At 45.8% G+C, this 14,992-nt stretch carries 11 protein-coding genes and 2 tRNA genes; 5 read left to right on the top strand and 8 right to left on the bottom strand.

Annotated elements, in window-relative coordinates; genetic code table 11:
* The 5 genes from rsxC to BUB81_RS19815 all read right to left on the bottom strand — a co-directional run.
* On the bottom strand, positions 1 to 2,510 hold a 2,510-nt coding region (gene rsxC / locus BUB81_RS19835), incomplete at its 3' end, for an electron transport complex subunit RsxC (protein WP_073325091.1).
* Between the two features lies 1 nt (position 2,511).
* The gene (rsxB, locus tag BUB81_RS19830; protein ID WP_073325108.1) at positions 2,512 to 3,075 is read right to left on the bottom strand and encodes an electron transport complex subunit RsxB; all 564 of its coding nucleotides are present in this window, start codon (positions 3,073 to 3,075) and stop codon (positions 2,512 to 2,514) included.
* A 2-nt stretch (positions 3,076 to 3,077) separates the two neighbouring features.
* Positions 3,078 to 3,659 (bottom strand): electron transport complex subunit RsxA, encoded by a 582-nt coding sequence (rsxA, locus tag BUB81_RS19825; RefSeq protein ID WP_073325090.1) that lies wholly within the window; start codon positions 3,657 to 3,659, stop codon positions 3,078 to 3,080.
* 226 nt (positions 3,660 to 3,885) lie between these two features.
* Positions 3,886 to 3,962 (bottom strand) — tRNA-Asn (locus BUB81_RS19820).
* Between the two features lie 22 nt (positions 3,963 to 3,984).
* Positions 3,985 to 4,061, bottom strand: a tRNA-Asn gene (locus BUB81_RS19815).
* A gap of 1,010 nt (positions 4,062 to 5,071) precedes the next feature.
* Between BUB81_RS19815 and BUB81_RS19810 the strand changes: the two genes are divergently transcribed.
* From BUB81_RS19810 to BUB81_RS19800, 3 genes are read left to right on the top strand one after another with little or no spacing between them, the layout of a single operon-like run.
* Positions 5,072 to 6,433 carry an MATE family efflux transporter gene (locus BUB81_RS19810; RefSeq protein ID WP_084526757.1) on the top strand — a complete coding sequence of 454 codons (1,362 nt, stop codon included), beginning with the start codon at positions 5,072 to 5,074 and terminating at the stop codon, positions 6,431 to 6,433.
* Positions 6,434 to 6,446: 13 nt separating this feature from the next.
* Entirely contained in the window at positions 6,447 to 8,462 is a 2,016-nt protein-coding gene (gene uvrB, locus BUB81_RS19805) for an excinuclease ABC subunit UvrB (RefSeq protein ID WP_073325089.1), read from the top strand.
* A gap of 47 nt (positions 8,463 to 8,509) precedes the next feature.
* Positions 8,510 to 8,749, top strand: a complete 240-nt coding sequence (locus BUB81_RS19800) for a VF530 family protein (RefSeq protein ID WP_073325088.1) — start codon at positions 8,510 to 8,512, stop codon at positions 8,747 to 8,749.
* Between the two features lie 186 nt (positions 8,750 to 8,935).
* On the opposite strand, the gene BUB81_RS19795 is transcribed toward BUB81_RS19800, so the two are convergent.
* Positions 8,936 to 11,611, bottom strand: coding sequence for a DEAD/DEAH box helicase (locus BUB81_RS19795; RefSeq protein WP_084526756.1), 2,676 nt, complete (start codon positions 11,609 to 11,611; stop codon positions 8,936 to 8,938).
* Between the two features lie 125 nt (positions 11,612 to 11,736).
* Positions 11,737 to 12,267, bottom strand: coding sequence for a hypothetical protein (locus BUB81_RS19790; RefSeq protein WP_139241645.1), 531 nt, complete (start codon positions 12,265 to 12,267; stop codon positions 11,737 to 11,739).
* A 203-nt stretch (positions 12,268 to 12,470) separates the two neighbouring features.
* On the opposite strand from BUB81_RS19790, the gene BUB81_RS19785 reads away from it, so the two are divergent.
* Positions 12,471 to 13,400, top strand: a complete 930-nt coding sequence (locus tag BUB81_RS19785; protein ID WP_073325086.1) for a LysR family transcriptional regulator — start codon at positions 12,471 to 12,473, stop codon at positions 13,398 to 13,400.
* A 124-nt stretch (positions 13,401 to 13,524) separates the two neighbouring features.
* On the opposite strand, the gene queC is transcribed toward BUB81_RS19785, so the two are convergent.
* Positions 13,525 to 14,184, bottom strand: a complete 660-nt coding sequence (gene queC / locus BUB81_RS19780) for a 7-cyano-7-deazaguanine synthase QueC (RefSeq protein WP_073325085.1) — start codon at positions 14,182 to 14,184, stop codon at positions 13,525 to 13,527.
* A gap of 115 nt (positions 14,185 to 14,299) precedes the next feature.
* Here queC and queE point away from each other — a divergent pair, with 115 nt between their 5' ends.
* Complete coding sequence (queE, locus tag BUB81_RS19775; RefSeq protein WP_073325105.1) at positions 14,300 to 14,947, top strand: 7-carboxy-7-deazaguanine synthase QueE; 648 nt, start codon at positions 14,300 to 14,302, stop codon at positions 14,945 to 14,947.
* Positions 14,948 to 14,992: the final 45 nt, after the last annotated feature.

Here is a 14,992-nt window from a genome sequence, read left to right as displayed (position 1 = left end):
GCGGCAATTTTTGCTTTGCGCTGAGCTTCAGGGCTAAGAGCTTCGGTATCTGACTCAGCCGTGTCTGCTGACGTATCCGATTGTTCTGCGTCTGCCGATACCTCTGGTGTTTCAGTTTCGTCCGCAGATGCTTTTTCTGAAGCCGCTTTTTTGGCTTTTGCACGAGCAACCGCAGCAGCAATTTTGGCTTTGCGCTGAGCTTCCGGACTCAGTGCTTTGGCGTCTCCATCAGCCGTGTCTGCTGACGTATCAGACTGTTCTGCGACTGCCGATACTTCTGGTGTTTCAGTTTCGTCTGTAGATGCTTTTTCTGAACCCGCTTTTTTGGCTTTGGCGCGAGCAACCGCGGCGGCAATTTTCGCCTTGCGCTGAGCTTCCGGGCTCAGTGCTTCGGCGTCTGACGCAGCCGTGTCTGATTGTGTAACCGATTGTTCTGCGTCTGCCGATACTTCTGGTGTTTCAGTCTCGTCTGTAGATGCTTTTTCTGCTGCCGCTTTCTTGGCTTTTGCACGGGCAACGGCTGCGGCGACTTTGGCTTTGCGCTGGGCTTCCGGGCTCAGTGCTTCGGTATCTGAATCTGCAGTGTCTGCTGGCGTATCAGGCAGTTCCGCTTCGTCAGATACCTCTGATACTTCACCTTGTTGTGCCGCTGCTTTTTTCGCTTTCGCTCGCGCTATTGCTGCCGCAACCTTTGCCTTTCGCTCTGCATTGGCATCATGGCCAGCTGTCGTCTCTGGCGTTTGCGTGTCGGTATCCGGTTGTGCTGACTCTGCTGTCTCGTTTGCACGTTGCGCTTTCTTTGCCTTGGCTCTGGCAATGGCGGCTGCTACTTTGTCTTGTTTGGTATCGGTGGCCGACGTGTCAGGCATTGCAGCGTCGGCTGCAGCCTGGTTTTCTGCTATTGGCGCTGATTGCTGAGCAGCTTTTTTTGCTTTCGCTCTCGCTAATGCGGCAGCGACCTTGTCTTTTGCCGGATTCGCACTGGTGCCTTCAGTTGCCGCTGTAGCCTTGTTTTGTTGAGCCTGCATAGCTTGTTTACGGGCTTCCGCAGCTTGTCTGTGCTTCGCTTCCCGCTCTTCTTTTTCGCGTTCCAGACGCGCTTTGCGTGCTTCAAAACGTTGCTTCGATTTTTCGGCTTTATCTTTTTCGTCTTTCTGAATGCGAATTTGCGATTTAGCTTTGCGGTAATAATGCACAAGGGGAATTTCACTTGGGCAAACATAGGCGCAGGCACCACATTCAATACAGTCGAACAAGTTGTACTCTTCGGCTTTATCCAGCTCTCCGGCTTTGCTGTGCCAGTACAGCTGTTGTGGCAGCAGGCTGGCCGGACAGGCATCTGCACACGCGCTGCAGCGGATACAGGCCAGTTCCCGCTGATTAATACGCAGCTCTTTCTTGGCCGGTACTAAAATACAGTTTGTGGTTTTAACCACAGGGACATCGACGGAAGGCAGTGTGAACCCCATCATTGGCCCGCCCATAATAACTGTGGGCGTTGCCTGTCGTTTGGGCTGATATTGGCCATGCGCTAATAGCGCTTGTATCGGGGTGCCGATAAGAGCCCATACGTTTTGCGGATGCTGAAGGGCTTCGCCAGTTAGTGTGACGACTCGCTGAATCAGAGGTTTGCCATACAAAATAGCGTCAGCAATGGCAAAACAGGTGCCCACATTAAACATCATGACGCCGATATCCGCAGGCAGCCCGTCGCGAGGCACTTCACGACCAGTCAGCACCTGAATAAGCTGTTTTTCGCCCCCAGCGGGGTATTTCGTGGGTATGGACACAACACGAATATGCGGGCAGTCTTCGCACACTTTACTCAAAGCATCGAAGGCTTCAGGTTTGTTATCCTCGACGCCAATGATCGTTACTTTCGGTGACAGCAAGTGGCGTAAAATATCGATTCCTTGCCGGATTTGCCAGGCGTGCTCACGCATTAGTCTGTCGTCTGACGTGATATAGGGCTCGCACTCAATACCATTGATAATCAAAAACTCGACAGCTTTTCTGGCTGTCGATTTAATGTGAGTCGGGAAGCCTGCGCCGCCCATACCGGCAATGCCCGCATCGCAAATAGCAGCAACCAGGGATGACGGTTCTGCCTGGGTATAATCTTTTATCGGGTTCAGTGGTGCCCACTGTTCTTGCCCATCCGGCTTGATAACGACGCACAGCTCCGGCAGACCACTAGGATGCGCTGTGGTGCGCTCTTCAATAGCTATCACTTCGCCCGAGGTCGGTGCGTGTACTGGTACCGTAAAAGGGTGCGGGCTTTGTGTCAGCGTCTGACCTTTTAATACCTGATCGCCAGGCGCTACCAAACAACTGCCTGCAGTACCAATGTGCTGACGCACCGGAATTACCAATGTCTGTGGTAGCGGCAAAGTACCAATAGCTGATTGGTTAGATAAATGCTTGCGTCCGTCAGGGTGCACGCCGCCGGGGAAGTCCCAGAGCTTTTGTGAATCAAGACGTTGAAGTATTTGAGAAAAATCGTTTGGCATATCAGGAAATCACTTTCACCGGTATATCGCCTCGCGGCGTTTGTGCAAAGTCCCATTGCCAGGACGCCGTCGTAGGATTTACCGTCACCATATCAATGCAGTCTACAGGGCAGGGCTCTACACATAAGTCACAGCCGGTACAGGCATCGGTTATCACAGTGTGCATTTGTTTTGCTGCACCAACAATGGCGTCGACCGGGCAGGCCTGGATACATTTTGTACAACCAATACACTCATCTTCGCGAATGTAGGCGACCTTAGGCGCATTTTCTTCACCGTGTGCGGCATCTAATGGCTTGGCCTCAACCCCCATCAAATCTGCTAACTGCTTAATGGTCGCTTCGCCGCCCGGTGGACACTTGTTAATGTCGTCACCATTGGCAATGGCTTCAGCGTACGGGCGGCAACCGGGGTAACCACACTGACCACATTGTGTTTGTGGCAATACCTGGTCAATTTGTTCTACCAGCGGGTCACCTTCAACATGAAAGCGAATAGCGGCGTAGCCAAGTGCCAAACCGAATCCCAGTGCCAATAGCCCAAGGGCGAGTAGTGCTGCAATCATCATTACACTTTCACCAGTCCGCTAAAGCCCATAAAGGCAAGTGACATCAAGCCGGCGGTAATCATTGCAATGGAAGCCCCTTTGAACGGAGTCGGGACGTCAGCAGCGGCCAGGCGTTCCCGCATGGCGGCGAACAAGATCATGGCCAGTGAGAATCCTACAGCGGCACCAAAGCCGTAAATTATGCTTTGAATCAGGTTGTGCTGTTCGGTCAGGTTTAGCAATGCAACACCCAAAACCGCGCAGTTGGTGGTAATAAGCGGCAGGAAAATCCCTAACAAACGATAAAGGGTAGGGCTGGTTTTATGCACCACCATTTCAGTAAATTGCACAACGACGGCAATAACCAGAATAAAGCTGATTGTGCGTAAGAAGGTAATGCCCAACGGCTGTAATAAATAGGTTTCCACCAGGTAGCTGCATACGGACGCCAGTGTCAGAACAAATGTCGTTGCCATCGACATACCTATGGCCGTTTCCAGTTTACTGGAGACCCCCATAAAGGGACACAGACCCAGGAATTTAACCAGTACAAAATTGTTGACTAACACAGTACTGATAAGAAGCAGGAAAAATTCAGTCATCGAGATTCAGTATTACCAATCAAGCCAGTGAATAAAAAGACAAAAGAGCGTATGCGTAATCGCGGTATTATCTCTTATTTTTCGCATAATTAAAAACGTATACTGGAAATTTGCGCTGACTGATCTATAGCTGATGTTGAATAGACAAAACAGCGTGTCAACTTTTACATTGGAAATTCGGAACTTGGAGATTTTACTGAGGAACTCAGTGTAATGGAGCCAGATTTGGCTCCCCCTCCCCGACTCGAACGGGGGACCTGCGGATTAACAGTCCGTCGCTCTAACCAACTGAGCTAAGGGGGAACTATCTGTGGTCATTGAAACTTGGCTCCCCCTCCCCGACTCGAACGGGGGACCTGCGGATTAACAGTCCGTCGCTCTAACCAACTGAGCTAAGGGGGACCTGTGTTTCAACGGCTGCGAATATTAATGAGGTAACGATGATGTGTCAATATACTTCGTTATATTTTTATTTCGTTTGCTTAAAAAATGTCTTTTTGGCGATCTTTAATACAATTTCACGCTAAACTGGCTGTTTTTTAAACTTTGCTGGCTGTGAATAACGCTAATTACATGAAAAATAATAGATTAGTTATAGGTAATACCGTCAGCTTTAAGTTAAAAATCGCAAAAAGAATATAAACTTATATTTTTATGCCTAAAAGCTATTAAAAAAACGTTGAATACTGTGCTTACGTACAGCTTTTCATAAATCTGTAACCTAATGTGTGAAGTTAGAAGGTTAGTCGTTACTTACATAAAATTTCCTCGATCTGGCGTGAAGCCGCGCCAATACTGGCTCTATGAGACTTATCCACGAATTCTGTGGATAACTATGTTGATAGATGTGTTTCATTGCGAGTCGTGATGGTCACATGTCAAAATATCGTCATATTTCTGCCATGCTCAAACTGCTGTAACTCATTGTTTTATAATTTTTTAAAATGACTTTTGCACAATTGTGTAACACGGTGTCAATGTTTTATGCACCAAAATGATCAGTCGAATACTTGTGTGTTACTCATTCACCAGTTGGTCTGAAAAATCGACAGTTTAACAAACTGTTTACACAAAGGGCCAAGTGGTTGAGTATCGATGACAGGGTAGGCTTATGTAATCTGGGCTGGATTAAGTGTATTTAATAAGTTACACGCGCTATCGGTGGCATAAAATACGCTTTAATCGTGAATCCCTGTTCAATTGAACAAATAAGATTCCGTTATTGACGCCTTAAGTGATAAAAATGCGATGAATTGCATTATTCGGTGCGTAAAATTAATTAAACGATAAAATACTGTTGTTATTTACAGCACTCCAGTACAATAAATCCTTTATTTTAAATCTGCGAAAGTTCGGATGGTTGATAGATTGCCGCCCGCGCTTCAGTTCATCCCGAAATGTGTGAATAAACCATGTCAGCAGCGAACAACAAGTCCAGAGATCTTATAAATGGCGATATCAGTCAAACGCTAAAGCGTATGACGGTGCCGATGATTGTTGGCATGATCATGATGATGAGCTTCGGACTGGTAGATACCTTCTTTGTTAGTTTGCTTGGTACCGAGCCGCTTGCCGCAATCAGTTTTACGTTTCCTGTTACGTTTACGCTGATCAGCCTGAATATTGGGTTGGGAGTAGGCACATCGGCTGTCATTGCGCGACTCGCCGGACAGGGAAATCAGGATAATGCGCGGGAAACCGGTTCCGGTGCCATTATGCTGTCATCTTTATTAGTCGGCATACTGGCTATTATAGGCGGCTTCACTGTTGTGCCTATTTTTTCGCTGCTTGGCGCTCAGGATAACCTGATGCCATTTATTCAGGATTATATGTACATCTGGTATTTTGCCTCCGTGTTCCTGGCGATTCCCATGGTTGGAAACAGTGTATTGCGGGCCAGAGGCGATACCAAGACGCCAAGCATTATTATGGCGACTGGCGGCGGCATAAATGCAGTACTCGACCCGATTCTTATATTCGGCGTTGGACCAATACCGGAAATGGGCATTGGCGGTGCAGCGCTGTCTACGTTGATTTCCTGGATCATTTGTTCAATCTGGATTTTGTACTTGCTGGCTAAACAGCGCGGCTACATTCTTCCGCGCTTGCTGACCCCAAAAGAATTCATGGTCAGCAGCCGTTCAATCCTTCATATCGCATTACCTGCTGCCGGGGCTAATATGCTAACGCCAATTGCCGGGGCCATTCTTACCCGGGTGGTCGCGGGCTATGGCGAGGAAGCCGTCGCGGCATGGGGAGTAGGGAGCAGGTTAGAGTCATTTACCACTATACTTGTGTTGGCGTTATCGATGACGTTGCCACCCTTTATTAGTCAGAACCTGGGGGCTAATAAATTTGACCGCGTAAAACAGGCTTATTGGCTGGCGGTAAAATTTGTGATGGGTTGGCAGTTGTTGGTAAGTATACTGTTATGGCTGCTGTCAGGCTTGATTGCGGCGCTATTCGCCAAAGAACAGGCGGTGGCCGAATTGATCCAACTGTTCCTGTTAATTGTACCCTTTGGGTACGGATTGCAGGGCATCATAATATTGACAAACTCCTCGCTGAACGCGTGTCATTTGCCCATGTCGGCACTCACACTGAGCATTATTCGATTGTTTGTGTTTTTTGTGCCCATCACGGTAGCCATGGGGTGGGTGTTTGATCTTACGGGTATCTTTGCTGGTGCCGTTGCCGCCAATCTGTGTATGGCTATGGTATCCATGTATTGGTTCCGTCGATCTTTACGTGTATTAGAAACTCAAACTGATTAGCAGGTAACGCATCATGACGAAAGGTTTTGAACTGGTCTCAAAATATGAACCCGCCGGCGATCAGCCCAAGGCCATAGAGGCGTTGGTCGATGGTCTGGAGAGTGGCCTTGCCCAACAAACCCTTCTGGGGGTAACCGGTTCAGGTAAAACCTTCACAATGGCGAACATCATCAACCAGGTACAACGCCCAACGTTAGTGCTAGCGCACAACAAAACCCTGGCGGCGCAGCTGTACGGCGAAATGAAAGAGTTCTTTCCGAATAATGCCGTTGAATACTTCGTTTCTTATTACGACTACTATCAGCCAGAAGCTTACGTTCCCAGTACCGATACCTTTATTGAAAAAGACGCGTCAATTAACGACCATATAGAACAGATGCGCTTGTCGGCTACAAAAGCGCTCATGGAGCGTCGAGACGTTGTCATTGTTGCCAGTGTATCTGCTATTTATGGCTTGGGTGATCCTGAGTCCTACATGAAAATGCTGCTGCATTTGCGTCAGGGGGACACAATCAATCAGCGGGACATATTACGCCGTTTAGCCGAGCTACAATACAAGCGCAACGATCTGGCCTTTGAGCGCGGAACGTTCCGGGTTCGTGGGGACGTGATTGACATTTTCCCGGCTGACTCCGAGAAGCAGGCTGTCAGAGTTGAGTTATTTGACGATGAAATAGACCGAATCAGTTTGTTCGATCCGCTTACCGGTTCCGTAGACAAAAACGTGGTGAGGGCGACGGTATTTCCTAAAACGCACTATGTTACGCCACGTGAAAAAATTCTGGACGCGGTGGAGAGTATTAAAACCGAACTAGCCGATCGCAAGAAGCAGTTACTAAGCGTAAATAAGCTGCTGGAAGAACAACGCATAAGTCAGCGCACGCAGTTCGACATAGAAATGATGATGGAGCTGGGCTATTGCTCCGGTATCGAAAACTACTCGCGTTATTTGTCGGGACGGGCGCCGGGAGAGCCGCCACCGACCTTGTTGGACTACTTTCCTGCCGATGGCCTGATGTTTATCGACGAATCGCACGTGACCGTGTCCCAGATAGGTGCGATGTATAAAGGCGACCGTTCTCGCAAAGAAACACTGGTGGAATATGGTTTCCGTTTGCCGTCGGCCCTCGACAACCGGCCGCTCAAATTCGAGGAGTTTGAGCATATTTCACCGCAAACAATTTATGTATCGGCTACCCCAGGCAATTACGAGCTTGAGAAGTCAGATGGCGAAGTCGTCGAACAGGTTGTTCGGCCAACCGGTCTATTGGACCCGGTTATCGAAGTACGCCCTGTGGCCACACAGGTGGACGATGTGCTGTCTGAAATTCAATCACGCGTGGCCGTAGATGAGCGGGTTCTTATAACAACGCTCACCAAACGCATGGCAGAAGATCTCAGTGAGTACCTCAACGAACACGGTGTGAAAGTGCGTTACCTGCATTCCGACATTGATACGGTTGAACGTATTGAAATCATACGTGACCTGCGCTTAGGTAAGTTTGATGTACTGGTGGGTATCAACCTGCTCCGGGAAGGTCTGGATATGCCAGAAGTGTCTTTGGTGGCCATATTAGATGCCGACAAAGAAGGTTTCCTGCGTGCTGAAAAGTCGTTAATTCAAACTATTGGTCGTGCTGCACGTCACATCAATGGTAAAGCCATTCTGTACGGCGACACTATTACCGGCTCCATGCGCAAAGCCATAGACGAAACTGAACGTAGACGCGCGAAACAGATTGCTCACAATGAGGCCAACGGCTTAACCCCGCAAAGCCTGAACAAACCAATTACTGACATTATGGATTTGGGAGATTCGGTTGCACCACAGGCAGGTAAAATCAAACTGCGCAAAGTGGCAGAGTCGAAGCAGGCTGCCAAAGCCGCTTCGGCAACAGAAATCATGGGCCGTATTGGCGAGTTGGAAAAAGAAATGTTTGAATATGCCCGTGAGCTGGAGTTTGAAAAAGCCGCTTCGCTACGTGATGAGATTGAACAGCTGCGTAAGCAGGTCGTTACCTTGTCTTAACGAGGGGCGTATAGTAGTCAGTGACTGAATAGAGTATTGCTAAAACAATGACTAAAGAACAACCAAACAACCCCTTGCACGGCGTGACGCTGGAAGCTGTAGTAACCCGCTTACAAGCGCATTACGGCTGGGATGGCTTGGCCGCCAGGGTGAATGTCAATTGCTTTAAGAGCGATCCTTCTGTTAAATCGTCACTGAAATTTTTGCGTAAAACCCAATGGGCACGTGATAAGGTGGAGCAGCTTTACATCTCCACGTTCAGTGAAAGCTCACCCTGGCGGAAATGAGTATCTGCGATAGTTCTTTCCGTTGTAGCCAGGTTGATAAAGACAAACTACCCCTACCTGATTATTTCTATAGGATCAGTGATCGGTGTACGAGTTTATATCAGAATAGGGCCAGGAATAGGCCTCCGACTCTAGTTTTGATATCAGAACAAATCATAGTGAACTCACATTTTTCGAGAAACTGGATTATTCAGATTCAATCGCTTTTTTAATTGCGAATAGGCATGCATCTCGATCTTGTAACCAAAGAGCATAGCTGAGAGGTAAGACGTCGACTCCTGCACGTTTTAATACCTTATAAGTATCGAGCTCGAAATAATCCTGCCAAGGACCTGGGTAACCTATTAGGTCAATTGCTATATAAGACTTTTTGCCCCTGACAAGTACGTCTATATAGGTACCTAGCATTTCGTAACCGCGCCAACATTCTGCATTGAGGTGTTGCAATGATGTGATCACCTCGTTCTGAAATTCATCAGGTTGCTGGTTCGATTTGTGCTCGATAATAAAGCTGTCGACAGATGCCAAATATTTTCGAAGCAAATTTTTTATTGGTAACTTGTTAATATCAACAGATTTATAAATCTTTTGTTTTTGTCTTGCTCGCGTAATAGATACATTGAAGACATCTGGTTTGTTTAGATAGCCAGCAGCGCGTTTACTGTTTTCATCGATACAAAATGACAAAAGCATGATGTCTCTTTCTTCTCCCTGAAAGCCATAGGGCGTAGCAACTTTAATCTGATGTGCCTGTATATTCTCTAAAGCAATATGCTTTTCAACCTGAGAAGTAATATAGTTAACTTGCTTACTGAACGGTGATAGTACGCCGATTGTTCTGGATATTTCTTGCGTGGCGTCTTCAGAAATAATTGAACTAATTTCATCGATAATTGCTTTTGCTTCTGCCTGATTGACACCAACTGATGAACGTTCTCCCTTCACATCGAAGACAGTTACATGACCGATGGTTGAACATGGACGGTGTTGCATTATTTTTAGCCGATTACTATAAAATTGGATATTGCTGAAATCAATCAGCTCTGGTTGGCTGCGAAAATGCTCATCCAGGAAGGCGACCTGTTCTTGCGTAGTGACGTTGTGAAGTGCCAAATCTAAAATGCTGTTATCGCGATAGTTCAGCATCATTTCGGTATTGTTTAAACCAAACTGATTCGCGATATTCGTTTGTTTACTTCTGGAAAGAAAGGAATAGTGCCTGAGTTGCTTTTGGTCCCCAACAATTAAAGCTCTTTTGGCTCGATTTAGCGCTGGCAACACGGAAGCAATATTACACTGAGTTGCTTCATCTACAATGACCAAATCAAACATCTCACTGTTAAACGGCAGTACTTTGTGGAGCGTATTCAGTGTAACAATCCAGACGGGAAATCCCTTCAATAAACTTTTAAAATTAGCCGATTCGAAATATTCCAGCTGTTTGGATGACGTTCTTGCTCTAGAGGCCTTATTCAGAGTTTGTATGGCCTTTCTATCTAATTTGAGAAGGTCTGCAATGATCTCTGCTTTTTCAGCACGTAAATATTGTTTAGTATGGTTTTCTTTCTCGTTAATGAGATTGTTGAATTGTTCGGATAACTCCCACAATTCTCGGTTTCTTTGGATTGAGTTTGTACTAATTTGATGGATTAGTTTATCCCAAATATTGGCAGATCCAGTCTCAATTTTATGGGCTCTATTTCCAAGACTGAATGCCTTTTTCGATGTTTGTAAAAGACGATTTTCCAGTGCCTCAATTTGTTTTACTAACTTGTTCAGGTGTTCTTTATAATAGTCTTTTTGAGTTGCTTCAGAGTGATCGAAATAACCAGCTAACAAATCGTCGAGATATTGTTTGAATTCCTTGAGGATTTCTTTTTGGCCTACTCTTACATATAAATTGTCGAGTCCGAAATCCTTACAGAGTTTGTCAGCAATGACATCAAGCGCCGTATTCGAATTCGCAACAATCAGAACTGACTGTTTTCTTGTGAAATGCTCAGCTGCTATAGCGGCAATAGTATAACTTTTTCCTGTTCCAGGTGGTCCAGAAACTACTCCCAGTGTTTGGTTGGCCGCGATCTCTAATATTTTCTTTTGTGAAGCACTCAAAGTGCCGGGTACGAGTTGATGATTTACAGCACAGTTGCCCGGTTTAGTTTTTTGTTTGTTGAAAATGCTGTAGAGGGGAGCTGATAGTGTATCGTTGTTTTCCAGCTTAGATAGTTCATGGAGAATACCTCGACTGCTGGTTGAACGCTCAACAAAAGCGAGACAAGAAATCGGCATTAAGCTCGGATTTTTGCGCCTTAATGAATTGGTTACATCAGTTTTTGACGCTAATGAGGGAAATCTAAGACCATCCATATAGTTGAGTTCATACGGACTGTGTGCTAACAAACCTGACCAGAATGCTGGGTCGTAGATTCTGTTGTTGTCGATTGATAATAAGTCGATTTGCTCTGGTAACAATAAGGATAAAAGGTCTTCGTTCACCGATGGAGAAGATGTTTCTACAGAAAAGTAATAGCCATATTCGTCGGATTCCAATTTAGCTTCGTTAACCACCAATGGACTGAAAAGTAGAGTCGTATCTCCATCATTTTTAAGTTTTCCGGAAACAAAAAGTGAGACATACAAGAGCACTCTTTCACGTTGATATAGTTCGATACGTTTAAATAGGCTTTTGCCGTATTCTGGGTCAATTGGTAATCGATGTAGAGTACCTGCGGCAATTTCATCTGTACCACTTAAAAACAGCAAGTCTTCATTGTTAAGACGGAGCAGGTTGCGCAAGTTAAAATCGCTGGAATCTGCCTTGAAACATTCGCGATAATAACTAATTAATCCTTTTATTTGCATGTTTGATACTTGCTGTTCGATATATGTAGAGTGAGAGGACTTTAATTGGAAGTCTGCTTTAAACTGTATGGAGGGTCAATTGGAAAGTGCTTTACACGTTTGTGTAGCTTACAGGTTTCGTAATTTCATATAATCTGAGTCCTCGCAATATCTACAGAATCAATCATGTTTGCCAGATAAGTATTTACTTTTGTATAAAATGTAAACAATGAAACGTTTTCAGTACTTCGCAATTGCGTAAAACCAATGAGAGTTAATTTGTTCTGAGCGTTATTTTTAAATACGGCTTGCGTAATCATTGGCCCGTACTCAGCAAACCACTCTATAGCTCGCTTATCAAACTTAGCTTCTTTACTATCCAATGTATACGCATAACTTACCTTGTTATCGATACTTCGGATAACGAGCTCGTACAGTTTATTTTCCTTAACAGCAAACTCGATACAGGTATCAGCGGTCAGGCTTTCTATGGCCGTCAATGCCTTGTTAAAGCAGATCTTTTGCTTTTGTTGTAAAGAAGGGGATTTGACGCGCAACTGAATATCTTCTTCGACGATCTGTTGCCGATGACCGGGCATGACGAAAGTGCAGAGCCATGTTATCACTAAGGCAATAAGTGCGACTCGAATTAACTTGGTCATACTGACTGTATTCACACATTTTCTTCCATACGCGTGCTGATTATCGCGCTTGCTGCAACCATTGCTAGCGCCAGTATGTAACGACTTTTTTGCAAGCAGGGCGGGTTATCTAAAAATTTACAAACATTCTGCTCAAAATGTGATTGTAAATGTTGGTTTCTCTGCCTATTATGGTTTGAGTATCAATAACTATACCTAAAACAAAAGACGGTGCGACCATGTTAAATCGATTGCAAGAGTCAGATATTAAGTTGCTACGGGTGTTTTATGCAGTAGCAAGTTGTAATGGATTTACCGCTGCTGAACCGGTGTTACGTATGCAACGCCCCAATATCAGCGCGGCAATTAAAAAGCTTGAAGAACGACTGGATCTGGTTTTGTGTCACCGCGGTCGCGGTGGTTTTCAAATGACTAAAGAAGGCGAGGTAGTCTTTCAGGAAACCAAACGTATATTCAACGCGTTTGATAACTTTGTTTTTAACCTCAAGTCTTTGCATGATGATTATTCAGGTCATATTACATTGGTGTTGATGGCAGGTCTGCCGCTCTCTATACATCTGGCTGTAAGCCGGGCAGTAAAAAGCACCATGAAAAAGTTCGACGATATTCACGTCAACATTCAAACCCGACTATATAATGAAGTGGAACACGTGGCGTTGTCGGGTGAGTGCCACCTAGTAGTGTCTACGTACGATATGGTGAAACCTGAGTCGGTCACATTTCATACCATAGGTACCTCGTGTAACGGTCGCCTTTATTGTGCGCCTTCGCACCCGCTAGCGAAATACCGCGACGTTGATGCATTACCCGACAATATTCGCATTGAAGATTACCCGGCAATCGGGATTTCGGGTTTGTCATCGGCTAACTACATTGACGGCGACAGTCGCTTGGCCATCCAAACGTTTTCAGATTCATTTGATGCGGCGATGTCAGCAATGATGACTGGTGAATACGTTGCGTTACTGCCGGATTACATGGCAAAAGAGCAGGGGGTTGCACTGGGGTTGGTGCCTATTGCTAATGGTAACTTGTTTACCTTCAGTCATGAGCTGTTCGTCATGAACGGTAAAAATACCCGACTGAATCCTGTATTGCGATACTGCATTAAAGAGTTGGGTTACTTTATTACCGAGAGTCAGAAGTAATCAGACAGCAATCGGTAAAGTCAGGTTTTAAACAGGCCAGACAGCAATGTCTGGCCTGTTTTTATTTGAGCTCGTGTTGCTTATTCGTCAGTGTATGACGAAAAGTAATATCGTGTAGTAGTGATTAACTTTCGTACTCTAGCGGATCCGTGGCGTTATTGTCTCGAAAAGCTTCCAGACGTTCCTGACAAGCGCCGCATTTACCACAGGCATGTTCGCGCCCGTTGTAGCACGTCCAGCTTTTACCATAGTCCAGGCCCATTCGAAGACCGTCAGTCAAGATAGCGGTTTTACTTACTTTCAGGTAGGGCGTCACAATTTCTATCGCTTCGTAGTTAGCAATGGCACAAACGTCATTCATTTTTTCTACGAATTCAGGGCGGCAATCCGGATAAATCGCGTGATCACCTGAGTGTGCACCGTAATACACTTTATTGGCTTCCATGCTTACCGCATAGCCAACAGCCAGAGACAACAAAATCATATTGCGGTTTGGTACCACAGTTTGCTTCATACTTGGCTCTTCGTAATGGCCCTCAGGCACCTCAATATCGTCGGTTAGCGCTGAGCCTCCAACCAAACTGTTAATTGCTGAGATGTCCACGATTTTGTGGGAGATGCCCAGCTCTTTGCAGACGTTGGCAGCATAATCCAGTTCTTTCTTATGGCGCTGGCCATAGTCAAAAGACAGGGCATAGGGAGTCTTTCCATCTTCAATGGCTTTGTTCAGAACGGTGTAGCTGTCCATGCCACCGGAGTAGATCACAATCACTTTTTCAGACATAACGGAGTATAATTATAGAAAACATAACGGAATTTTAAGCTATCCCTGCTAAAATCCCAACTATCAAGACGACAGGATTACAGATTTGACAGATCAGGTACTCAACATTAACGAAATGTTCGAAACTATTCAGGGCGAAGGTGTCTACACCGGCGTGCCTGCTATCTTTGTGCGATTACAAGGTTGTCCGGTAGGGTGCCCCTGGTGTGATACCAAGCACACCTGGACGCTCGATGAAAACCTGATCGACAGCGTTGATGCTGTTATTAACAAAAGCGAAGAGTCTGAACGCTTCTTTGGTATTTCTGATTTGGGTTTGCTGGCGCTGTTTGAGCAACAAGGTTACAACGCCAAACATGTTGTCATAACCGGTGGTGAACCCTGTATGTACGACCTCACAGGAATAACCGAGCTGTTGCATGAACGCGGCTTTACATCTCAAATTGAGACCAGTGGCACATTTGAAGCGAAATGCGCTCAACAGACCTGGGTCACAGTATCACCTAAGGTAAATATGAAAGGCGGTTATGATGTACTCACCAGCGCACTGCAACGTGCAAATGAAATAAAACACCCGATTGCGATGCAAAAACATGTCGACGAACTGGACGCGCTGCTAGCTGGTATTGACCTGACGGATAAAGTGGTGTGCTTACAACCCATCAGTCAGCAGGCCAGGGCAACAGAGCTGGCAATAAAAACCTGCATTGACCGTAACTGGCGCTTATCGCTGCAAACTCATAAATATGTGGGAATTGCCTGAATGTTTGTTACGCTGACAAACAGAGTGTCAAAACGAGTAAAGCGT

The sequence above is a fragment of the Marisediminitalea aggregata genome (assembly GCF_900129565.1).
GTDB classification, from domain to species: domain Bacteria; phylum Pseudomonadota; class Gammaproteobacteria; order Enterobacterales; family Alteromonadaceae; genus Alteromonas; species Alteromonas aggregata.
Note: the sequence above shows the minus strand (reverse complement) of the source record. Positions and strands in the feature narration are given on the sequence as shown.